The organism is Pseudomonas sp. BBP2017, from assembly GCF_003024385.1.
In the GTDB taxonomy this organism is placed as follows: Bacteria; Pseudomonadota; Gammaproteobacteria; order Pseudomonadales; family Pseudomonadaceae; genus Aquipseudomonas.
Genome location: NZ_PVZN01000005.1, coordinates 229,390 through 251,579 on the forward strand (window position 1 = coordinate 229,390; position 22,190 = coordinate 251,579).

At 61.6% G+C, this 22,190-nt stretch carries 17 protein-coding genes; 7 read left to right on the top strand and 10 right to left on the bottom strand.

Going from position 1 to position 22,190, the window contains the following annotated elements:
* Positions 1-12: 12 nt before the first annotated feature.
* The 5 genes from ahcY (at position 13) to C6382_RS09695 (ending at position 6,528) form a co-directional block, all read left to right on the top strand.
* Positions 13-1,422, top strand: coding sequence for an adenosylhomocysteinase (ahcY, locus tag C6382_RS09675; protein WP_107024276.1), 1,410 nt, complete (start codon positions 13-15; stop codon positions 1,420-1,422).
* Between the two features lie 95 nt (positions 1,423-1,517).
* Positions 1,518-2,363, top strand: a complete 846-nt coding sequence (gene metF / locus C6382_RS09680) for a methylenetetrahydrofolate reductase [NAD(P)H] (protein WP_107024277.1) — start codon at positions 1,518-1,520, stop codon at positions 2,361-2,363.
* A gap of 103 nt (positions 2,364-2,466) precedes the next feature.
* Complete coding sequence (locus C6382_RS09685; protein WP_107024278.1) at positions 2,467-3,549, top strand: hypothetical protein; 1,083 nt, start codon at positions 2,467-2,469, stop codon at positions 3,547-3,549.
* Positions 3,550-3,614: 65 nt separating this feature from the next.
* Complete coding sequence (locus C6382_RS09690; RefSeq protein ID WP_107024279.1) at positions 3,615-4,400, top strand: ABC transporter substrate-binding protein; 786 nt, start codon at positions 3,615-3,617, stop codon at positions 4,398-4,400.
* 223 nt (positions 4,401-4,623) lie between these two features.
* Entirely contained in the window at positions 4,624-6,528 is a 1,905-nt protein-coding gene (locus C6382_RS09695) for a DEAD/DEAH box helicase (RefSeq protein ID WP_107024280.1), read from the top strand.
* Positions 6,529-6,591: 63 nt separating this feature from the next.
* Here C6382_RS09695 and C6382_RS09700 read toward each other — a convergent pair whose 3' ends face one another.
* From C6382_RS09700 to C6382_RS09710, 3 genes are all read right to left on the bottom strand, one after another.
* Complete coding sequence (locus C6382_RS09700) at positions 6,592-7,170, bottom strand: YceI family protein (RefSeq protein WP_107024281.1); 579 nt, start codon at positions 7,168-7,170, stop codon at positions 6,592-6,594.
* A gap of 33 nt (positions 7,171-7,203) precedes the next feature.
* Positions 7,204-7,755: a cytochrome b gene (locus tag C6382_RS09705; RefSeq protein WP_107024282.1), complete on the bottom strand. Its 552-nt coding sequence runs from the start codon at positions 7,753-7,755 to the stop codon at positions 7,204-7,206.
* 230 nt (positions 7,756-7,985) lie between these two features.
* A complete protein-coding gene (locus C6382_RS09710; protein ID WP_107024283.1) occupies positions 7,986-9,785 on the bottom strand; it encodes a flavin monoamine oxidase family protein in 1,800 nt (599 codons plus the stop codon).
* Between the two features lie 191 nt (positions 9,786-9,976).
* On the opposite strand from C6382_RS09710, the gene C6382_RS09715 reads away from it, so the two are divergent.
* Entirely contained in the window at positions 9,977-11,383 is a 1,407-nt protein-coding gene (locus tag C6382_RS09715) for an adenosylmethionine--8-amino-7-oxononanoate transaminase (RefSeq protein WP_107024284.1), read from the top strand.
* 91 nt (positions 11,384-11,474) lie between these two features.
* Positions 11,475-12,194 carry a 16S rRNA (uracil(1498)-N(3))-methyltransferase gene (locus C6382_RS09720; protein WP_107024285.1) on the top strand — a complete coding sequence of 240 codons (720 nt, stop codon included), beginning with the start codon at positions 11,475-11,477 and terminating at the stop codon, positions 12,192-12,194.
* On the opposite strand, the gene C6382_RS09725 is transcribed toward C6382_RS09720, so the two are convergent.
* The 7 genes from C6382_RS09725 to pilG are packed head-to-tail and all read right to left on the bottom strand — an operon-like array spanning position 12,191 to position 22,122.
* Complete coding sequence (locus C6382_RS09725) at positions 12,191-12,808, bottom strand: hemolysin III family protein (RefSeq protein ID WP_107024286.1); 618 nt, start codon at positions 12,806-12,808, stop codon at positions 12,191-12,193. The two genes, C6382_RS09720 and C6382_RS09725, sit on opposite strands and share 4 nt — an antisense overlap.
* 55 nt (positions 12,809-12,863) lie before the next feature.
* Positions 12,864-13,331, bottom strand: a complete 468-nt coding sequence (locus tag C6382_RS09730; RefSeq protein ID WP_107024287.1) for a chemotaxis protein CheW — start codon at positions 13,329-13,331, stop codon at positions 12,864-12,866.
* The gene (locus C6382_RS09735; RefSeq protein WP_107024288.1) at positions 13,324-18,654 is read right to left on the bottom strand and encodes an Hpt domain-containing protein; all 5,331 of its coding nucleotides are present in this window, start codon (positions 18,652-18,654) and stop codon (positions 13,324-13,326) included. The genes C6382_RS09730 and C6382_RS09735 overlap by 8 nt, the downstream gene beginning before the upstream one ends.
* A 34-nt stretch (positions 18,655-18,688) precedes the next feature.
* The gene (locus C6382_RS09740) at positions 18,689-20,734 is read right to left on the bottom strand and encodes a methyl-accepting chemotaxis protein (RefSeq protein ID WP_107024289.1); all 2,046 of its coding nucleotides are present in this window, start codon (positions 20,732-20,734) and stop codon (positions 18,689-18,691) included.
* A 15-nt stretch (positions 20,735-20,749) separates the two neighbouring features.
* The gene (locus C6382_RS09745) at positions 20,750-21,304 is read right to left on the bottom strand and encodes a chemotaxis protein CheW (protein ID WP_107024290.1); all 555 of its coding nucleotides are present in this window, start codon (positions 21,302-21,304) and stop codon (positions 20,750-20,752) included.
* Positions 21,301-21,666, bottom strand: a complete 366-nt coding sequence (gene pilH / locus C6382_RS09750) for a twitching motility response regulator PilH (RefSeq protein WP_038615379.1) — start codon at positions 21,664-21,666, stop codon at positions 21,301-21,303. Before pilH ends, C6382_RS09745 begins: the two co-directional genes overlap by 4 nt.
* Positions 21,667-21,711: 45 nt before the next feature.
* On the bottom strand, positions 21,712-22,122 hold the full coding sequence (pilG, locus tag C6382_RS09755; RefSeq protein WP_107024291.1) for a twitching motility response regulator PilG: 411 nt from the start codon (positions 22,120-22,122) through the stop codon (positions 21,712-21,714).
* Between the last annotated feature and the right edge of the window lie 68 nt (positions 22,123-22,190).

Genomic DNA, 22,190 nt, shown 5'->3' on the forward strand with positions numbered 1-22,190 from the left:
TGGAGGCTCTTCATGAGCGCTGTAAACACGCCTGCCGGTTTTACCGATTTCAAAGTCGCTGACATCTCCCTGGCTGCCTGGGGTCGTCGCGAAACCATCATCGCCGAATCGGAAATGCCTGCACTGATGGGCCTGCGCCGCAAGTACCTGCAAGAGCAACCGCTCAAAGGTGCGAAGATCCTCGGCTGCATCCATATGACCATCCAGACTGCCGTGCTGATCGAAACCCTGGTTGCCCTGGGTGCCGAAGTACGCTGGTCGTCCTGCAACATCTTCTCCACCCAGGACCAGGCCGCAGCCTCGATCGCCGCTGCCGGTATCCCGGTGTTTGCCTGGAAAGGCGAAACCGAAGAAGAGTACGAGTGGTGCCTGGAGCAAACCATCCTCAAGGATGGCGCACCATGGGATGCCAACATGATCCTCGACGACGGCGGTGACCTGACCGAGTTGCTGCACAAGAAATACCCGGCCGTTCTCGACCGCGTTCACGGCGTAACCGAAGAGACCACCACTGGCGTACACCGCCTGCTGGACATGCTGGCCAAGGGCGAGCTGAAAATCCCGGCGATCAACGTCAACGACTCGGTTACCAAGAGCAAGAACGACAACAAGTACGGTTGCCGTCACAGCCTCAATGATGCGATCAAGCGCGGTACCGACCACCTGCTGTCGGGCAAGCAAGCCCTGGTCATCGGCTACGGTGATGTGGGCAAGGGTTCGGCCCAGTCGCTGCGTCAGGAAGGCATGATCGTCAAGGTCAGCGAAGTCGACCCGATCTGCGCCATGCAAGCCTGCATGGACGGTTTCGAACTGGTCTCGCCGTTCATCGACGGTATCAACAATGGCACTGAAGCAAGCATCGACAAAGCACTGCTGGGCAAGATCGACCTGATCGTGACCACCACTGGCAACGTCAATGTCTGCGACGCCAACATGCTCAAAGCCCTGAAAAAGCGTGCCGTGGTCTGCAACATTGGTCACTTCGACAATGAAATCGACACCGCTTTCATGCGCAAGAACTGGGCCTGGGAAGAGGTCAAGCCGCAGGTACACAAGGTCCACCGTACCGGCGCTGGCGATTTCGACCCGCAAAACGACGACTACCTGATCCTGCTGGCCGAAGGGCGCCTGGTGAACCTGGGTAACGCCACTGGCCACCCAAGCCGCATCATGGATGGTTCGTTCGCCAACCAGGTACTGGCGCAGATCTTCCTGTTCGGCCAGAAGTACGCCGACCTGCCAGCCGCTCAGAAAGCCGAGCGCCTGACTGTCGAAGTGCTGCCGAAGAAACTCGACGAAGAAGTGGCCCTGGAAATGGTCCGCGGCTTCGGTGGTGTGGTGACCCAATTGACCCCACAGCAGGCCGAATACATCGGCGTCACTGTTGAAGGGCCATTCAAGCCACACGCCTACCGCTACTGATGGGCCAAAGCCGGTGTCGCTGCAAGCGATACCGGCTTTTTTCTGTAAGCCAGCTTCAGGGCTGGCCTGCTTGATCGGTTTACCAGGATTTCGCCATGTCTCAGGAACGTCGTTACAGCTTCGAGTTCTTCCCGACCAAGACCGATGCTGGACATGAAAAACTGCTCGCCACTGCCCGTCAGCTGGCCAGCTACAACCCGGATTTCTTCTCCTGCACCTACGGCGCCGGTGGCTCGACCCGCGACCGCACGCTGAACACCGTGCTGCAGCTGGAAAGCGAAGTGAAGATTCCTGCCGCACCGCACCTGTCCTGTGTCGGTGACAGCAAGGAAGACCTGCGCAGCCTGCTGACTCTGTACAAGGCCGCCGGCATCCAGCGCATCGTTGCCCTGCGCGGTGACCTGCCCTCCGGCATGGGCATGGCCAGCGGCGAACTGCGCTACGCCAACGAACTGGTCGAGTTCATCCGCCAGGAAAGCGGCGATCACTTCCATGTCGAAATCGCCGCCTACCCGGAGATGCATCCCCAGGCACGCAACTTCGAAGATGATCTGAAGAACTTCGTGCGCAAGGCCAACGCCGGCGCCAACAGCGCCATCACCCAGTACTTCTTCAACGCCGACAGTTACTTCTACTTCGTCGAGCGCGTGCAGCAGATGGGTGTGGATATTCCTGTGGTACCGGGGATCATGCCGATCACCAACTACAGCAAGCTGGCACGCTTCTCCGACGCCTGCGGCGCCGAGATCCCCCGCTGGATCCGCAAGCAACTGGAAGCCTATGGCGATGACGTCAACAGCATCCAGAAGTTTGGCGAAGAGGTCATCACCCGCATGTGCGAACAACTGCTGCAAGGCGGCGCACCAGGGCTGCACTTCTACACCCTGAACCAGGCCGACCCTAGCCTAGCGATCTGGAACAACCTCAAGTTGCCCCGTTGATCGACGCACTACACCGCCAGTAACAATTACTGTGGGATACTGCAAAGGCCTTGGTTTACGCTGAGGCCTTTTTGCATCCCCAACCAACGGACTATCGTGCTTCATGCCACACGGACATACCCCGTCTCGCCCACAACTGGTTTACCTGGCCTTCGGCGCTCAGACTTATCATCAGGAAGCTCAGTTCAGCATCGTCAGCGCCCTGGCCAACCTGCGTAAAACCCCGGGCGAAGCACTGGATATTCAGGTCTACAGTGACAATACCGAGCCTTACCAGCACCTTCCGGTGACCGTCCACACACTGGATGCCGCCACCCGCGAAGCCTGGAACCAGCCTCACGGTTATCACTTTCGCAGCAAGCACGTCGTCTTGCGCCAGGTACTGGCCAACGCGCCTGTGGCCGCGCTGATCGATACCGACACGTTCTTCCATCAATCGCCCATTGAGCTGTTCCGACGCATCAAGCCAGGCACCCTGCTGTGCAATGCCATCGGCGCCAACTTTGGAGCCGACAAGCAGTGCCGGCTGTACCAGAGCCTGGCACCGCTGCTTGAAGCGCGTGGGCTGGCTGACCACCGGATGCCCATGCTTAACTCTGGCGTCATCGGCCTGATGCAGGAAGATGCGCCACTGCTCGACCACTCCATCGCCCTGATGGATGAGTACTACCCGCATGCCAACGGCGCGTACACCCTGGAAGAGTTCTGCCTGGCCGTGGCGGCCTATCGGCGCATGCAGCTCAACCAGTGCACCGACCTGCTGCATCATTACTGGAGCCGCAAACAGCTATTCAGGGCCAAGGTCCAGGCCTGGCTGGCCAAGCACCAGCACGCGCCGCTGAGTTGCCAGGCACTGCAGGATGTGGTCCTGGTCAACGCCCAGCTGCCAAGGCCTCCAGCCCTGCAACGTTTGGGCTACAAGGCGCTGAGCCTGACCCTGCCCAGCGAGCAGCGCCAGTTCCTGCGTGAGTTGATGTACGGCTGCTACGAGTACCCCAACGAGTTCGATCGCGCCTGTTCCCCCGCCTGGTGGGGCAAAGCGCTGGAAAACGTCAATGCCCGTCATTCACACCCGTTATGCCACAACAAATTGCACCAGTGGTTCGAGCACCCTGGCATGCGCCTGAGCCTGGGTAGCAAGCACAGCACCGTTCGTGATCTGCTGATAAAACGATCACAACGCTGAACCCCCGGCAAGGGTAATGCGCACGCCGACTAGCCATCGTCGTGCGCACGTCGTACTCTCCAGTCATGCCCGATTTCACCCGCCTTTTGACCGCCCTGTTGCTCACTTGCCTGAGTGCGTTAGCCCATGGCGAGAAGCTGCGTATTGTCACCGAACCCTGGGCACCCTATGTCTACGTAGAAAACGGCCAGGTAAAAGGCATCGACTACGAAGTCACTGCCGAGGTGTTCAAGCGCCTGGGCGTGGAAGTGGACTGGCAGTTCCTGCCCTGGAAACGCTGTCTGGCGATGATCGACCAAGGCCTGGCGGATGGCATCCTGGACATTTTCCAGACCGAGCAACGCGCCAATCAGCTCTTCTACCCCGATGAGCCGTTGTCCGACGTGGAGTTTGTGCTGTTCTACGCCAATGCCCGACCCCATCCGGTCAACAGCCTGCAAGACCTGCACGACCTGACCGTCGGCACCTCTCCTGGCTATTCCTATGCGCCAGCGTTCAGCGATTCGCCACTGTTCACCCGCGAGCCGGCGCCAACCCATGAAGCCAACTTCGGCAAACTGCAGCGCGGGCGCATCGACTTGCTGATCACCGACCGCCGCGTCGGTCGCTACCTCAGCAAATATCTTGGCCTGGATCAACAGATCAGCGAGCTGCCATTGGTGGTCAGCCGCCAGAGCCAGTACCTGGCGGTACGCCGCGATGTCGGCATGGACAGGCTGATTCAACGCTTTAGCGCCGAGCTGCTCCGTTTCAAACAAGAGCCGGCCTATGCGGCCTTGAATGCCCGCTATGCCGGTGCCATAGAAAACTTTCGAACCACCGTTGAGCAGCAGGAACGCAGCACGCCCTGAATGCTCTGTTATACTCTGGCCTTCCCGCCAGGCTTACGCCCGGACGCTCGGCCTTGCAAAAGGCATCCCGACGGCAGGACAGCGCGGCCAAGAGCCCGCCCGCCATACTCCGGATGCGCATTGAAGACCCTGCTGGACCGGACGCGATAGCATCACCCGATGCCCGTCGCGCCAGGCAAGATTATCCCATCGGGCTTAGCCCCCACTAAGAACAGGATTGCTCATGTCCTTTGCTTCCCTCGGTCTCTCCGAGGCTCTAGTCAGTGCCATCGAGGCTGCTGGCTATACCCAGCCCACTCCGGTGCAACAGCGGGCCATTCCCGCCGTGTTGCAAGGTCGCGACCTGATGGTTGCCGCCCAGACAGGTACTGGTAAAACCGGTGGTTTCGCCCTGCCGATCCTCGAGCGCCTGTTTCCAGGTGGTCACCCAGACAAGTCCCAGCGCCATGGCCCTCGCCAGCCGCGGGTTCTGGTGCTGACCCCGACGCGCGAACTGGCCGCCCAGGTGCATGACAGCTTCAAGGTTTATGCCCGCGACCTCAAATTCGTCAGCGCCTGCATCTTCGGTGGCGTCGGCATGAACCCGCAGGTTCAGGCCATGGCCCGTGGTGTTGATGTGCTGGTGGCCTGCCCGGGCCGCTTGCTCGACCTGGCTGGTCAAGGCAGTGTCGACCTCTCCCACGTCGAAACCCTGGTACTGGACGAAGCCGACCGCATGCTCGACATGGGCTTCATCCACGACGTGAAGAAAGTCCTCGCACGCCTGCCGGCCAAGCGCCAGAACCTGCTGTTCTCGGCGACCTTTTCCAAGGACATCACCGATCTTGCCGACAAGCTGCTGCACAACCCCGAGCGTATCGAGGTCACCCCGCCGAACACCACGGTCGAGCGGATCGAGCAGCGTGTCTACCGCCTGCAGGCCAGCCATAAGCGCGCCCTGCTGGCCCACCTGATCACCACCGGCGCCTGGGAACAGGTACTGGTCTTCACCCGCACCAAGCACGGCGCCAACCGCCTGGCCGAATACCTGGAAAAGCACGGCCTGACCGCCGCCGCGATCCACGGTAACAAGAGCCAGAATGCCCGCACCAAGGCCCTGGCCGACTTCAAGGCCGGCACCGTGCGCATCATGGTTGCCACCGATATCGCTGCCCGTGGCCTGGATATCGACCAACTACCGCATGTGGTCAACTTCGAGCTGCCCAACGTCGAAGAAGATTACGTGCACCGGATCGGTCGTACCGGCCGTGCCGGTCGCTCGGGTGAAGCGATCTCGCTGGTCGCCCCGGATGAAGAAAAGCTGCTCAAGAGCATCGAGCGCGTCACTCGCCAGAAGATCCCGGATGGCGACCTGATGGGCTTTGATGCCTCCAAGGTTGAAGCCGAGAAGCCTGAGACCCGCGAGCGTCCGCAAAACAACCCTCGCGGTGGCCGTGGCCAGCGTGCTGACGGCACCAACACCGGCAACGGTGGGCGCAAGGACAAAGGCAAGGATCAGGGCAAGGAAAAAGGGCGCGACAAAGACAAGGAAAAAACCGCAGAGAAATCTGCCGGTGGCCGCCAGGAACGCAAACCACGCGACAGCAAAAAGCCACGTCAGCCTCAGTCCGCCCAAGCCGGTCTCCCATCGGTGCCAGCCAATCGTGATCCGGAAGAGTTCCTGGATGACGAAGTGGACAACTTCGGCAACCGCGCCGACTACGTCAGCCCTTACCAGAACAAGGGCAGCCAGGGCCGCAATCGTCGTCCGGGTGCTCCTGCCCAGACCGGTGCCGGCGCTGGCGCTGGCGCTAGTGGCCAACCACGTAGCGGCGGCCAAGGCCGCAACAACGGCCCACGCACCGGTGGCGGTACTGGCGGTTCGGCCTCTGGTGAAAAACGCGGCGGCTCACGCAATGGTGGCGGTGGTCAACAACGCCGTGACGGTGGTGGCGGTCGCAATCGTCGTCCCAACAGTGACAACTCATCAGGCGAGCCAGCCGTACGCAATCCGCGTGAAGGCCAGCCGCAACCGAAGATCATGCACAAAGAGTCGAAAATCGACCGTTTCCCGACTGCCGAACAGCTTGAGCAACTGCCAAGCCGTCCACGTGGCGAGAAACCTGCACTGCTGACGCGTAACCGCTGATCCAGTCATGCAGAAACAAGAACGCCGCCCCTAGGGGCGGCGTTCTTGTTTCTGCGGCAACAATTACTTCTGCTTGATGCCTTCGATCGAGATATCCAGGTCCAGGGTCTGCGAAGTAGCGCCTGGGCCTTTGATGCCGAAATCGTTCAGGTTCAGCGTGGTGGTAGCGTTGAAACCGGCACGCTCGCCGCCCCATGGATCCTTGCCTTCGCCGTTGAAGGTAGCCTTGAAGGTGACTGGCTTGGTCACGCCGTGCATGGTCAGGTCGCCAGTCACATCAGCGGTTTTCTCGCCAGTCGACTTGACGCTGGTGGAGACGAACTTGGCCTCTGGATACTTCTTCACATCGAGGAAATCTTTGCTGGCGATGTGCTTGTCACGCTCGGCGTGGTTGGACCACAGGCTGGCGGTTTTCAGGTCGACAGCGATCTTGCTGGCTTCAGGCTTGGCAGCATCCCAGCTGAAGGAACCGTCGAAATCCTTGAAGGTACCGTGAATGAAGCTGTAGCCCAGGTGGCTGATCTTCCAGTCTACGAAGGCATGCTGGCCTTCCTTGTCGATCTTGTAGTCTGCAGCCATGGCCTGGCCAGCCGAGAGCAGTGCGGTACCGAGCGCCAGAGCGGCAAAAGTCTTTTTCAACATGCGTCTATATCCCTTTGGAGTGGAGGTTGAACATCAAGCTTTGCGGCCCAACATGCGTTTGAGGGTCGCGTCACGGTCGATAAAGTGGTGCTTCAGGGCTGCCAGGCCGTGCAGACCGGCAAAAATCACCAGGCCCCAGGCCAGGTAGAAATGGACTTCACCGGCGACATCCGCCTGATCGGGCAAGTTGCTGACCAGCGCTGGCACGTCAAACAGGCCAAACACCGGGATACCAACGCCGTCTGCGGTGGAAATCAGATAGCCGGCGACCATCACCGCGAACAGGCCAACGTAAAGTAGACCGTGCCCGGCTTTGGAGGCTGCGCGGGTCATGCTGCCGTGATTCGGCAGCGCCGGTGGTGGCGGGCTGATGAAGCGCCAGGCCACGCGTGCCAGCATCACCGCCAGTAACACCAGGCCGATACTCTTGTGCAGGTCGGGGGCGTCTTTGCGCCATGGACTGTAGTAGTCCAGGCCCATCATCCACAGGCCCAGCCCGAACAGTCCGAAAACTGCCAGTGCCACACCCCAATGCATGACGATACTGACCAGGCCGTAGCGAGAAGAAGAGTTGCGCAGTTGCATTGCCATGTTTCCCTGTAAGAACTGTGCTCAAGACTAACGAATTATCTATCGAATTAAAGCGGAAAAATTCGCTACAAACGATCGAGAAAGACGATTGTTAGTGTTCAACAGTGCTATTAAGGAAACATTAACTGTAAGGGCAGGTGTAGCAGCATCGCGGGGCAAGCCCGCTCCCACAGACTGGATGTACCACTGTGGGAGCGGGCTTGCCCGCGATGAAATCAGCGCAATTACTGCGCTTTAGCCTGCACGTTGGCCACCGGTTTCTTGACCGGCGCCGGTTTGGCTGCGGTCTTCTTCGCCTGCTCGGCCTTGGCCACCGGCTTTTTCACTGGTGCTGGCTTGGCTGCCTTGGCAGGTACCGCCTTGACCAGCTCCTCTTTGGCAACTGGGGGGGCTACTGGCGCAGGTGCTGCAACCGGCGCCTGAGCAGCTTCTGCGGGCTTGGGCTCAGTTTTTTCGACAGGCTTATCGCCCCCCCCGAACATCCGCGAGAAGAAGCCCGGCTTGCTCTCTTCCTTCTTCGCCGGCTCCGCTGCCTTGGCGGACTTGTCGGACGATCCACCAAACAGGTTGGAGAAGAAGTTGCCTTTGTTGGCTGCTACGGCAGTTGCTGCTGCAGCAACCGGAGCTGCCTTGACGGGATCAAACGACTTGCCCGCCGCCAGATCCTGAACCTGGCTGGCTGCACGCTGGCCACTGCGCAGGGCGCCTTCCAGGGTGCCCGGATACAGTGCGTCGGTGTGCTCGCCGGCAAAGGCAATACGCTGCACCGGACGCTCCCACAAACGCCAGAACTTGCTGATCTGGCCCGGGCCATAGGCCAGGTAGGCACCACCCATGTTGGCGTCGGAGCTGTAACGGCGCACTTCGTAACCGGTGAAAGCGCCACGCGCCTGCGGGTAGAACGCGTGCATACGGATCAACACCTGGTCGACCATCTGCTTGTCACCGAAGGCCTGCAGCAGGCGCGCGTTGTCACCGGACAGGTTGATGACTACGTTGGCGCCACCTTTGAGCGCAGGCTCGACCCACAGCATGCCAAGACCGGTGTTGCTGTAAATTTCGCCGGACATGCGCGCGCGGCTCTCCCACACCGGGTGCTTGAACTTCAGCAACAGCTGGTCACGCCAGCCGTAGTTGGTGCCCTTCAAGGCGGCCAGGTGCTTGGTGTCCAGGCCGGGAGTCATCTGAATCTTTGCCAGAGCGCGCAGCGGCACGGCCAGCACCACGTAATCGGCCTGATAACCGACGCTGCCGACTTTGACCGTCACGCCGTCCTTGTCCTGGGTAATGGCACTGACCGGCGAGCTGGTCTTGATGGTCTTCAGCTGCTTGACGAACGCCTGGGCCAGCACCGGGCTGCCGCCTGGCAGGCGTGCGGCGCGCAGGTCTCGGTCGCTGACACCGCGATAGACGCGGGTCTGTTGGGCGAAATAGAGCAGCGACAGGCGCGAGGGCTCGTCGTAACGGGTACGGATCTGCTGGTTGACCAATTGACGGGCGGTAGCCGGCAGCTGCAGTTTGTCCAGCCAGCCGGAGACGTTGAGCTGGTCAAGGGCGAACAGGGTGCTGTTGGCCGCAGGATTGAGCGGGTCATCGATCGAACGGGCCAGATCGTCGAGGGTCTTTTCATAGCGCTTGAGCGCCTCGGCGGTCGCCGGTTGCTTGGTCGCAAGGTCGGTCGAACTGAAATATTCGCCATCGATCAGGTAACCCGGGGTACGAACGAATTCCGGCGCCGGCAGGGTGCTGATCTTGAAAGTATCGAGATACTGGTTGAGGATCGGCTGGGCCTTGCTGTTACCGATCCATTCGCTGGTGGCCAGACCGGAACGCCCGCCCATACCCGACTTGGCCTCAAGCAGGGTCACCTGCCAGCCCTTGCCTTGCAATTCATAAGCGGCAGTCAGGCCAGCCAGACCACCACCGACGACGATCGCCGTCGGGGATGTGTCCTTGGCCAGCGCAGTGCCGCTGAACAGTCCTATCATTACCAGCGCACAGGCGCGTAGCCACCCAGCAGACATGTTGGCGAACTCCGGATCAAAGCAGAAAGATGGGGGGGATTCCCCCTGGAAAGAGTAGCCGAAGAATACGCGAGGCCAAGTCCCCCGGCTAGCGATGCCAGAAGCTGATTGCATGTCACGGGTTGTCCTCGACCGACGCATTGCATAGGCTTGCGCCGCATGTCCGCGCTGTCGTCGCCAGGAGAATAGAAATGGGCCTCAACCAACAGTGGATGCAACGTGACCTGAAGGTCCTTTGGCACCCCTGCACCCAGATGAAAGACCATGAACAACTGCCGCTGATCCCGATCAAACGCGGCGAAGGCGTGTGGCTGGAAGACTTCGAAGGCAAACGCTATCTCGACGCGGTCAGCTCCTGGTGGGTCAATGTCTTCGGACATGCCAATCCGCGGATCAACCAACGCATCAAGGACCAGGTCGATCAACTTGAGCACGTGATCCTCGCGGGCTTCAGCCACCAACCAGTGATCGAGCTATCCGAGCGTCTGGTGAAGATCACGCCTGAAGGGCTGACCCGGTGTTTCTACGCCGATAATGGCTCGTCCTGCATCGAAGTGGCGCTGAAAATGAGCTTTCACTACTGGCTCAACAAAGGCCTGCCAGAGAAAAAACGTTTCGTCACCCTGAGCAACAGCTACCACGGCGAGACCATCGCGGCGATGTCGGTGGGCGATGTACCGCTGTTCACCGAAACCTACAAGGCGCTGCTGCTCGACACCATCAAGGTGCCAAGCCCCGATTGCTACCTGCGCCCGCAAGGCGTGAGCTGGGAAGAGCATTCGCGCGCGATGTTCGCGGCCATGGAGCAGACCCTGGCCGAGCATCACGACACGCTCGCCGCAGTAATCGTCGAGCCGCTGATCCAGGGCGCGGGCGGCATGCGCATGTACCACCCGGTGTACCTCAAGCTGCTGCGCGAGGCCTGCGACCGCTATGGCGTGCACCTGATCCACGACGAGATCGCCGTTGGCTTCGGCCGTACCGGGACGATGTTCGCCTGTGAACAGGCCGGCATTCGCCCCGACTTCCTCTGCCTGTCCAAGGCCCTGACCGGCGGCTACCTGCCTCTGGCAGCGTGCCTGACCACCGACGAGGTGTACAACGCCTTCTACGACGACTACTCGACCCTGCGCGCCTTCCTCCACTCGCACAGCTACACCGGCAACCCGCTGGCCTGTGCGGCGGCGCTGGCAACCCTGGATATCTTCGAACAGGACAAAGTGATCGAGAACAACAAGGCCCTGGCCTCGCGAATGGCCAGCGCCACGGCGCACCTGGTCGATCATCCTAACGTCGCCGAAGTGCGCCAGACCGGCATGGCCCTGGCGATCGAAATGGTCCAGGACAAGGCCAGCAAGACCGCCTATCCCTGGCAGGAACGGCGTGGCCTGAAAGTCTTCGAACACGCCCTGACGCGCGGCGCCCTGCTACGCCCGCTGGGCAGTGTGGTGTACTTCCTGCCGCCGTATGTGATTACCCCGGAACAGATCGATTTCCTTGCCGAAGTGGCCAGTGAAGGCATCGATATCGCTACGCGCGACAGTGTCAGCGTGGCGGTTCCGGGTAATTTCCATCCCGATTTTCGCGATCCGGGCTAAAAAGCATCGCGGGGCAAGCCCGCTTCCACTGTGGGAGCCGGCTTGCCCCGCGATGGAGCCCGAATAGCCAACACCTATCCAGAGTTTTCAAATGAGACTGTCCCGCTTCTTCATTGATGCCCCCCTGAGCCTCGGCGAGCACGACTTGCCCGAAGCCCAGGCCCACTACATCGGCCGGGTGCTACGCATGGCCGCTGGCGACGCCGTACAACTGTTCGATGGCAGTGGCCAGGAGTTCCTCGGCCAACTGCTCGAAGTCGGCAAGAAAACCGTACGGGTGCAGCTGAACGAGTCCTTCTCCGGGCAAGCAGAGTCTGGCCTCAAGGTCCACCTCGGCCAGGGCCTGTCCCGCGGCGAGCGGATGGACTGGGCGATCCAGAAAGCCACCGAGCTGGGGGCCAATGTCATCACCCCGATCGTCAGCGAACGCTGTGAAGTACGCCTCAAGGACGAGCGCGCCGACAAACGCCTGGCCCATTGGCGCCAGGTGGCAATCAGTGCCTGTGAGCAATGCGGCCGCTCAAGCGTGCCACAAATCAACCCGCCGGTACTGCTGGCCGACTGGCTCAAGGCCTGTGATGAACAGCTCAAGCTGGTCTTGCACCCGGTAGCCGAGCCGCTGATCAGCCACCAGAAGCCGCAGAGCCTGGCGTTTCTGATCGGCCCGGAAGGCGGCTTGAGCGATGCCGAAGTCGAGCAGGCCAAGGCCGCCGGCTTTCATGCCGCCCGCCTCGGCCCACGAGTCCTGCGTACCGAAACCGCACCGGTGGTAGCGTTGGCGGTTGCCCAACAGCTGTGGGGCGACTTCTAAAGCACGTAGAAAAATACAGCGATGAAGTGCAACAGGCTGCCGGCAATGACAAACAGGTGCCAGATGCCATGCCAGTGACGGAAGCGACTGTCATAGGCAAAGAAGATGATGCCGATGGTGTAGAACGCGCCACCGGCCGCCAACCAGGCAAACCCGGCAGCCCCGAGACTGGCCAGCAACGGCTTGACTGCGACCAGCACGATCCAGCCCATCAGCGCATAAATGATGATCGACAGCACCCGCGCTTCGGAGCGCGGCTTGATCTCCTGAAGCATGCCGATCACCGCCAGCCCCCAGACCACCCCGAACAGGCTCCAGCCCCAGGGCCCGCGCAGGCTGACCAGACAAAAAGGCGTGTAACTACCGGCAATCAAAAGATAGATCGACAGGTGATCGAGCTTGCGCATCACCACCTTGGCCTTGCCACGCACGCTGTGATAGACCGTTGAAATACTGTAGAGCAACAGCAAGGTGAAGCCGTAGATTGCCAGACTGACGATTTTCCAGGGATCGCCCTGCAGACAGGCCACCACCAGCAACCAGACGGCACCGATACAGGCCAGCACCGCGCCGACTAGATGCGTCCAGGCATTGAAACGTTCTCCGTGATACATGCAACAGGGTCCTCCGCTCGACGGACAGGCCTCTTATCCTACACAGGCAAATGTTTCAAACCAGCCCGGCATCCTCAAGTAACTGCTCAAGCGCCGGCAGATCGGGCACTCTGGCCACCTGGTCGCCGACCTGCACCGCTGCCAGCTCCAGCGCAGCCAATGGCACATCGACGTAGTTGAGCTGGCTGTCGAGCTTGCATGAGCGCGGAATACCCTGCACCAGCACGGCGATGAAGCGCAACCGACTGCCCCCCAAAGCGTTGAGTACGACGATTCGCGCCCGCTCCCCCACTCGCACCTGTGCGCCACACGCCGCCTCGAAACTGAGCAACGGCAGACGCTGGTTGCGCCAGTCGATCCAGCCGAGCATCCAGTCGGGCTGCTCAGGCGCCGGGGAACCAGCCTGATAGCCGATCAGTTCGGCCACCGCGACGTTGGGCAGCACCAGGCAACGATCGGCCAACGCCAGCAGCAAGCCGGTCAAGCTGCTGCGACGGCCATTACGCGCAGACTGTTCAAGCATGACGGTTACTCCAAAGCGCAATACTCTGCAGCAGCACCGACTCCTGATAGGGTTTGCCCAGGTAGTCGTTGACCCCGATGGACATGGCCCGGTCACGGTGTTTCTGCCCGGTTCGCGAAGTAATCATGATGATTGGCAAGTCCTTCAAGTTCGGGTCATGGCGAATCTGTGTGGCCACCTCAAAACCATCCATACGCGGCATTTCGATGTCCAGCAGCAGTACATCCGGACGGTGCTCCTGCAACAGCGTCATCGCATCGATACCGTCCTTGGCGGTCAGTACGTTCATGCCATGCCGTTCAAGCAGGCGGCCGGTAACCTTACGCACTGTCACCGAGTCATCGACCACCATCACCAGCAACGGCCGCTTCGGCGCCTGTTCGATCTGTTGCGCAGGCAAACCAGTAGAGCTGCCCGCCTGCTGGGCTTGGCGCTGCTGCAAGCCGCGCAGCTGACCTGGCAAATCAACAATCAGCACCACCCGGCCATCGCCCAGCAAGGTCGCTCCGGACAACCCCTGGACGCTGGCAAACTGCGGCCCCAGGCTCTTCACCACGATTTCGCGGCTGGCCGCCAGGCTGTCGACCTGGATGGCGAACTGTTGCTCATGAGAATGCACCAGCAACACCGGCAACGGCAGGCTCTGGCCCAGCAGGCGCGGTTGCACGGCACCTTGCAGCAGTTCACCGAGGTAACGCAGTTCGTAGCGATGCCCGGCGTACTCATAGTGCGGCGGATCAAGCTGATAGCAGGCTTCCAGCTCGGCCGGCGGCACGCGCACAATGCCTTCGATGGTGTTGAGCGGCACGGCATACTGTTCTTCGCCGTACTGCACCATCAGCGCCCGGTTGACCGACACCGTGAACGGCAAGCGAATCAGAAAGCGCGCGCCCTTGCCTGGACTGGACTCGATCACCATCGACCCCCCCAGTTGCTTGACCTCTTCATGGACCACGTCCATGCCCAGCCCGCGCCCGGAGATCTGGGTAATTTTCTCGGCGGTGGAGAACCCCGGCTGGAGGATGAACTGCATCACTTCATGGTCACTGAGGACCGCCGCGGGGTCGAGCAAGCCACGCTTGATCGCCTTGCGCCGCACTGCGTCCAGTGGCACGCCGGCGCCGTCGTCGGTCATTTCGATTACGATGTCGGCGCCCTCGTGCAACAGGGTCAGCGTAATCAGCCCCTGCTCCGGTTTACCAGCAGCCAGACGTACATCGCGAGACTCCAGGCCGTGGTCAACGGCGTTGCGCAGCATGTGCTCCAGCGGCGCCACCATGCGCTCCAGCACACTGCGGTCCATCTCGCCTTCGGCATTGCCGACCACCAGCTCGACCTGTTTGCCGAGCTCGCTGGCCACCTGCCGCACCACACGTTGCAAACGGGGTACCAGACGTTCGAATGGCACCATGCGCGTGCGCATCAGGCCCTCTTGCAGTTCGCTGTTGACCCGCCCCTGCTGCTGCAGCAGGCTTTGCGCCTCTTGTGCGCGCAGGGTCAGGGTTTCCTTGAGGTCGAGCAGGTCGGATGCCGACTCGAACAAGGCCCGCGACAGCTGCTGCAACTGTGAATGGCGATCCATTTCCAGCGGATCGAAGTCGTCATAGACCTGACCATCGCCATCAGCTTGCTGACGACTGAGGATCCGCCCCTGGGTTTCAGTATCCAGGCGACGCAACTGGTCGCGCATACGCTCCAGGGTGGTTTCCATCTCGCTCAGTGCCACCTGCGCATCATTGACCTGCTGTTCAATGCGCCCGCGAATGATCGAATGCTCGCCCGCCAGGTTGCCCAGGTCATCCAGCAGGTCCGAGGCCACCTTGACCATGTCTACCGGCCCGCGCTCGGGGACTGCCACCGGTGCTTCCACCGCGGTTGGCGCTTCAGGATGCGCCTGCTGGGCTGCGGTATCGGCCAGCGCCGCACTGCTGAAGTTGCGGATGTAGTCGATCAGGGCTGTCGCGGCGTGCAGCGGTTGTTGCAGACGCACCGCGTCAAGCATGTGCGCCAGGCGGTCATGACAGTTCTGCAGCAGGCTGAACAGCGCTGCACTGGGCTGCAATTGCCCGGCAGCCAGCAGTTCATAGAGAAACTCCAGTTCGTGGGCCAGATCGCCGATCGGCGCAATCTCGACCATGCGCGCACCGCCCTTGAGGGTATGCAGGTCGCGCAGCAGGTTCTCTACTTCGACCGCATTACGCGGCTCGGCTTGCCAGCGCAGCAAGGCGGCCCCGGAGCTTTCGACAATATCGAAGCTCTCTTCGAGGAAAATCTCCAACAGCTCCTTGTCGCCGGCCTCCTGCACCGGGTCAGCGGACTTTTCCGCTGGCGCAACGGGAGGTGCGCTGTGGCGATACTCACGCAGCGCCGCCAGCAGTTCCACCGCCGCAGCGGGGGCGCGGCCGGCCTGCAGCTGCTCAAGCACCTCGGCCAATCGAGCATGACTGCTTCGGAGCAAGCTGAACAGTTCAGCACCCGGGGCGAAACGTCGATCCACCAAGCCTTCGTACAGCAGTTCAAGTTCCTGGGCGAGTACTTCGACCGTGCCGATGGCGGCCATCTGCGCCCCCCCCTTGAGGGTCTGCAGATCACGGTGCAACGACGATAACGCCGAGGCATTGTCGGCGTCGGCCAGCCAGCGCTCCAGCGCCTGATTGGCGCTTTTCAATACATCGGCGGCCTCTTCGAGAAACAGCTCGATCACCGCAGGATCCATCGCCAGTGCTGCCGTTGCAGCGCTCAGGTCGGCGATCTGCGCCTGGCCATCCCGATGGCTGATCAGGCCTGTAGCCTCTGGTGCCAGGGCTTCGCCGAGCAGTTCACGCAAGGCCTCAAGGCGTTCGGGATGGGCATCTACTTCCTGACCGGCGGCAAGCTGGTCGAGCATGTCGATCAGTGCCTCGTGGGCATGCTGCGCCTGTTCAAAAAAGCGGGCACTGACTGCCAGGCTACTTTCCTCGACCGCGCCATACAGGTCCAGCAAGGCTTCGCACAGTTCATCCACCTGCCACAGATCAGCCAGATGGGCACTCTGGCCCAGGGTGGTCAATTCATCGAGCAGCGCAGTGAGTTCCTGGCGCTCGCTCGGGTGCTCTTGCCAGCGCAACAACAGCGATTCGGCATCGAGCAGGATATCCATGCCCTGAGCGAGGAAGCTGGCAATCAGCTGCGGATCGCGCTTGATCCGCAAGCCCTGGCTCGGCGCCTGAAGCAGGGCCTGCAGGCGTGCCTCAACCACCTGATGGATTTCCTCGATCAGGGTCGAAGCACCGTTAATCACCGCCAGAGGCGCGCTGGACAACTGTTCCAGGCCTCGGCGCAATAGCGCTTCGGCACTTTCCAACAGGTAGATTTCTTCAAGGTCGAATGCCAGTTGATGGGCCTTGAACTCCCGTGCCAGCAGGTCGAGCGCGGCGGCAAGTTCCGCTATGGGTAGCACCCCGGCCATGGCGGCGCTGCCCTTGAGGGTGTGAAAAGCGCGCTGCAAACTGTCACTGACCGGTTGCGGCAACTGCTGATCGGCGGTGGCCAGGAAGCTGTCGAGACTGGCCAGGTGCCCCTCGGCCTCGTTGCGGAAAATCTCCAGTAGCTGCGGGTCGATGGCCTCGCTGGCATCTGCCTCATGGGTCGCGTCATTCATCGCCAGGGCGTGCAGATGCAACGCCAACTGTTCGACGTCTTTGCCCGCCAGCACCTGACCGTTGGCAAAGGCCACCAGCAAGCCGGGGATCAGCGCCAGCGCCTGCTGCAGACTGGCCAGCGGCGCCGCCCCCAACTGGACACGGCCCTCAAGGACCCTGTTGAGTAGATGCTCGGCTGCCCAGGCCAGCTCCGCCAGGCCTTGCGCGGCGACCATCCGCCCGCTGCCCTTGAGGGTATGCAGGCCCCGACGCAGTTCTACCAAGGCATCACGGTCGGCGGTGTTGGCCTGCCAGCGCGCCCATTGTTGATTGAGCTGAGGCAGGAGCTCATCCGCCTCTTCGAGGAATACCTCGCGCAGCTCGTCATCGACCACCGGCTGCGCAATAACCGCCGCCTTGACCTCCCCCACCTCAGGCTCGAGTTCGGGCTCGGGCTCGGGCTCAGGCACATACCCCAGCGCCGCCAGACTGGCTTGGGCGGCGTCGAGAAACTGCCGGGGATTGGCTTGCGGATCAGCGAGCAACCATTGCAGGTAGCACTCACCGGCGCTCAGTGCATCGGCCAGGTGCGCCAGCGCTATGGCATCTGGTGGCGCCGCACCGAGTAAATGGCCTTGGGCATAGTCAGCGCATTGGCCAATCAGCGCCGCAGCCCTGGGCAGCATAAGCATGGCCAGGGCCCCTCGGATCTGCTGCAGCAAGTTCGGCAGCACCAATAGACGCTGAGGTTGCCAGCCAGCGTCGAGGCAATCCGCGAGATGATCCTTGACCTGCTGTAACACCGAATGGGCCTCGTCGAGCACCAGCTGGCGGATTTCAGCCAGGTCGGTGCCGGGCAGCGAACTCTGGTTCGGGTGTTGCTCCAGCGGGCCGACCATGCCCGCCAGGGTTGCTTCGACATACAGCAGCGCGCCAGCGACATCCATCAACACCGCATCGTCTGGCACGCGCTGGCCCTGGGCCAGACTCTGCAGCACCAGCACCTGATCGATGATCACCCGACGGGGCTGGCTGAAGCCGAGCACAGCCAAGGTGTCGGCAATCTGGCGCAGCGGAGAAAGTAATGGCTGCAGGTCATCCAGGCGCTGACGGTCACCGCGGACAAACAGGTCAAGGCGTTCCTTGACCCGCATCAGGTCCTCGCACAGTGCAGCCACCACCGAACGCAAGGCATCGCGGTCAGAACCGGCCTGCAGACGCTCGCGCAGGGAACCCAGGGATAAATCGAGATTGGCCAGTTCCTCGGCCGCCCCTGGGGCCGTGCCGGACAGGCTGCCGACAGCCAAAGGTTCGACACCACGCTCGGCCCGCAGTTGGTTGAGTACCGGCAGCACCACCAGCGGCAGGTCGCGTCGGGCGCTACGCAGCCGCTCCAGATACAGCGGCAACTGCTCAAGGCCGCGAAACAGGGCACCCAGGGCTTCACCACGCTGGCTGACACGCTTTTCCTTCAGGGCTATGCCCAACTGCTCCAGTTCTTCGGCGAGCAATGCAGCGCCACTGAGTTCGAGCATCACCAGACAGCCGCGCACCTGGTGCAGGTTGTCAATAAATCCGAGCAGGTCATCTTCATCGCCGGGTTCCGCGCAGAAGTGCTCCAGCGCCAGGCGCGCCTGGGCCAGACAGTCGGCGATGGCACCCTTGACCCAGGTCAGGGCTACCGTGTCGTGGCGCTCAGCCATATCTGCTCCCGTTGCCATGCTCACGTGCGTGCGCTCAACGTGGTGGGTTCGCTGGCAGGGTGAAGCCAGACACCGAGCGACGCATTTCACTGGCCATGCGGGCCAGGTTGCCAATGCTTTCGGCGGTCGCGCTTGAACCTGCCGAAGTCTGTGAAGTGATCTGCTGGATTATTGCCATGGTATGCGAGATCTGCCCGGCCGATGAGGTCTGTAGCTGGGCGGCATCAGAGATGCTGTGGATGAGTTCGGCGAGGGTTTGCGAAACCCCTTCGATTTCCTCCAGGGCGACGCCGGCATCCTGGGCCAGGCGCGCACCGCGCACCACTTCAGCAGTGGTCTGTTCCATGGAAATCACCGCCTCGTTGGTGTCGGTCTGAATGGTGCGCACCAATGCCTCGATCTGCCGTGTAGCCGAGGACGAGCGTTCGGCCAGACGCTGAACCTCGTCGGCGACCACGGCGAAGCCGCGGCCCGCCTCGCCCGCCAGGGACGCCTGGATCGCCGCATTAAGGGCGAGGATGTTGGTCTGGTCAGCAATGTCATCGATCAGGCTGACGATATCGCCGATCTCCTGGGAGGATTCGCCCAGGCGCTTGATCCGTTTGGCGGTGTCCTGGATCTGTTCGCGAATGTTGTCCATGCCGCGGATGGTGTTGTGCACCACCTCATTGCCCTTGTTGGCAATGGCCACCGAACGCTCGGCGACCTTCGCCGACTCGTAGGCATGGGTGGAAACCCGGTCGATGGACTCGGCCATGTCGCCGACCGCCACCGAGGCCTCGGTGATCTGCTCGGCCTGGTGCTCCGAGGCCTTGGCCAACTGGTGGGCAGTGTTCTGAGTGTCCTGCACGGCGCTGGCCACTTCCTCGGCACTGAGGTTGATGGTGGCCACCAGATCACGCAACTGGTCGATGGAGTAATTGATCGAGTCGGCAATTGCGCCGGTGAAGTCTTCCGTCACCGACACCATCACCGTCAGGTCACCATCGGCCAAGTCTTCAATTTCGTCGAGCAAGCGCATGATCGCTTGCTGGTTGCGCTCATTCATCTGCGCGGTTTCACGCAATTGCCGATGGGATTCGCGGACCATTACCAAGCCGATGAGGATGATCGACGCCAGTGCCAGCAGCCCCAGCGCATAGCCACCGACGGTATCCAGGGTGCGCCCAGCGGCCAGATTCTCGAAGCCGTTGGCCAGGCGCGAGGCTTCATCGAGCAGGGTCTGCGACTGGTTGAAGATGTTCCCGGCCGCCTCGCGAACGCGGAACAGTTCGGGCGAAGTTTCGAGAATCTCATCCACGGAACCGGCAACGAACTGGAACAACTCGGCGATATCCGCCAGCCGCGCCCGGGCATCCGGGTCTTGAACACGGGTGATCTGCAGGGTCGGGTTACCACCGAGCATGCCTTCGAGCACCTGGCCAAAACGACTGGCGTCGCGACCAAAGGCGTCTGCCGCCTGAACTGAGGTTTCATCACCGGCCAGTACGGTATTGACCGAACCGAGGATGCGTTCAGCCAGCAGCGACTGGCGCTGGGCCACCGCGACCTGATTGGCTGGTGCGCCGCTTTGCAGCAGGATCTCGACGACTTTTTCGTACTCGACCTGAAGTTGTGGCACGGTCTCGGCCAGGGTCGCGGCGACCTGATGCAGTGACAACACGGTCTGCTCACTCGCCAGAATGGTATCGGTGTTCTTGCGCAGGCCTTCCCAATCGCTCAGCACCGCATCCATTTCATTGCGCACCGCCGGTGGTGCAGCAGGCAGGCCGGTGGCAGCGTCACCTTTTTTCAGGTAACCCCAGCGCTGTTCGAAATCATTACGCGCCTCGCTGAGCAGACGGAACGCCCGTGCCTTGCCCGCTGCCGCCTCGGTGGCGTTCTTGGCAATGCGCTGGGACAGCACCCGCAACTCCCCGGCGTGACCGATGTACTGCTTGTCGTAATTGGCCTGGGTGTTGAGATAGGCGAAATTGGCGAACAGCAGGATGATCGACAGGATCAGCACGACGAACAACGCCGCGATCCGGGCGCTGCTGCGCGAGCCTGGGGTTGGTGCAGCCGTGTTGGTCTTGGTCACGAATCCGGCATTCCTTTACAACGCCACGTCGAGAAAGCCCGGCGCCTGGGCCAGGGCCAGCGGGCTGAAGATGGCCCAGCAGCGTTGCCGCTGGAAATGGCCCCGGACAAAGGGTGCGGCACTGCTCAGCAACGGTGTGGGCGGCGACAGCTCAAGGCTATGCAGAGGGAAATGCTGCAAGCCCAGCACCTCGTCGACCAGCAATCCGGCGAACAGCTCCTCATGATCGAGCACCAGCACCCGGCGCTGCTTGCGCGGTGCCGAGAGCCCCAGGCCGAAGAACCCGCACAAATCCATGACCGGCAACAACCGCCCGCGCAGATTGGCCACTCCGCTGACCCAGGGTTTGACCCCGGGAATCCGGCTCAGGCGCGGTTCGTGCAGCACTTCGGCAACCTCGCCCATGGGCGCGACGAACCACTGCTCGCCGATGCGAAAGCCAATACCGCTCCAGCTCTGCAGGCGGGCTTCCTGCAACGGCAGGTCAGCCGCCAGCAGCCGGCAGCGCCGGTCGATGTCCAGCAGCAGTTCGAAGGCCGTCAGCGACTCGCCCATGGGTTGGGTGGTCAACCTTTGAGAACGCCGTTGAGCACCTTGATCAAGGTCTCTTCATCCACCGGCTTGGTCAGGTAGTCGCTGGCGCCTTGGCGCTTGCCCCAGACCTTATCGGTTTCCTGATCCTTGGTGGTGACGATGATCACCGGGATAGCGGCTGTTTCCGGGTCTTTGCTGAGCTGGCGGGTCGCTTGGAAACCGTTGACACCCGGCATGACGATATCCATCAGCACCGCGTCGGGTTTTTCGTGACGCGCCAGGGCCACGCCGTCGGCGCCGTTCTCGGCCTTGAGCACCTGATGCCCGTGTTTTTCGAGCATTCCGGTCAATTTGTACATTTCGGTCGGCGAATCGTCGACGATCAGAACTCGGGCCATGCTGTTCCCCATCAAAGCAATGGACGCCGCTGCCGGGGCGCGGCGTCAGGGTGCGTGTTGTTCTTCTGCGGCGAACCCGGGCACGTGGGCCCTGATCGCGTCCAGCAGTTCTTCCTTGCTGAAAGGTTTGGTCAAAAATTGATCGGAACCGACTACGCGGCCCCTGGCCTTGTCGAACAGGCCGTCACGGGACGACAAGAGAATCACCGGCGTATCCTTGAAGGCACTGTTGTGCTTGATCAGGGCGCAGGTCTGATAGCCATCCAGACGTGGCATCAGCACGTCGACAAAAATGATCTGCGGATGCTGGTCGACGATCTTGGCCAGGGCATCAAAGCCGTCGGTGGCGGTGATGACCTCGCAGCCTGCTTCGCTGAGCAGCATTTGTGCGGTACGACGGATCGTTTTCGAGTCATCGATCACCATCACCTTCAGTGCCGCGCCGGGCTGTTCCATAATTGCTCTACCATCGCTGCTCAAGCGTCGCCTGGAAAGGCCGTGCAGGCCACGTGCCAGGCCTTTTT

Excerpts from the sequence above, each read along its gene's own strand:
- ahcY (WP_107024276.1), top strand. The coding sequence starts at position 13 with ATGAGCGCTGTAAACACGCCTGCCGGTTTTACCGATTTCAAAGTCGCT.
- metF (WP_107024277.1), top strand. The coding sequence starts at position 1,518 with ATGTCTCAGGAACGTCGTTACAGCTTCGAGTTCTTCCCGACCAAGACC.
- C6382_RS09685 (WP_107024278.1), top strand. The coding sequence starts at position 2,467 with ATGCCACACGGACATACCCCGTCTCGCCCACAACTGGTTTACCTGGCC.
- C6382_RS09690 (WP_107024279.1), top strand. The coding sequence starts at position 3,615 with ATGCCCGATTTCACCCGCCTTTTGACCGCCCTGTTGCTCACTTGCCTG.
- C6382_RS09695 (WP_107024280.1), top strand. The coding sequence starts at position 4,624 with ATGTCCTTTGCTTCCCTCGGTCTCTCCGAGGCTCTAGTCAGTGCCATC.
- C6382_RS09700 (WP_107024281.1), bottom strand. The coding sequence starts at position 7,170 with ATGTTGAAAAAGACTTTTGCCGCTCTGGCGCTCGGTACCGCACTGCTC.
- C6382_RS09705 (WP_107024282.1), bottom strand. The coding sequence starts at position 7,755 with ATGCAACTGCGCAACTCTTCTTCTCGCTACGGCCTGGTCAGTATCGTC.
- C6382_RS09710 (WP_107024283.1), bottom strand. The coding sequence starts at position 9,785 with ATGTCTGCTGGGTGGCTACGCGCCTGTGCGCTGGTAATGATAGGACTG.
- C6382_RS09715 (WP_107024284.1), top strand. The coding sequence starts at position 9,977 with ATGGGCCTCAACCAACAGTGGATGCAACGTGACCTGAAGGTCCTTTGG.
- C6382_RS09720 (WP_107024285.1), top strand. The coding sequence starts at position 11,475 with ATGAGACTGTCCCGCTTCTTCATTGATGCCCCCCTGAGCCTCGGCGAG.
- C6382_RS09725 (WP_107024286.1), bottom strand. The coding sequence starts at position 12,808 with ATGTATCACGGAGAACGTTTCAATGCCTGGACGCATCTAGTCGGCGCG.
- C6382_RS09730 (WP_107024287.1), bottom strand. The coding sequence starts at position 13,331 with ATGCTTGAACAGTCTGCGCGTAATGGCCGTCGCAGCAGCTTGACCGGC.
- C6382_RS09735 (WP_107024288.1), bottom strand. The coding sequence starts at position 18,654 with ATGGCTGAGCGCCACGACACGGTAGCCCTGACCTGGGTCAAGGGTGCC.
- pilH (WP_038615379.1), bottom strand. The coding sequence starts at position 21,666 with ATGGCCCGAGTTCTGATCGTCGACGATTCGCCGACCGAAATGTACAAA.
- pilG (WP_107024291.1), bottom strand. The coding sequence starts at position 22,122 with ATGGAACAGCCCGGCGCGGCACTGAAGGTGATGGTGATCGATGACTCG.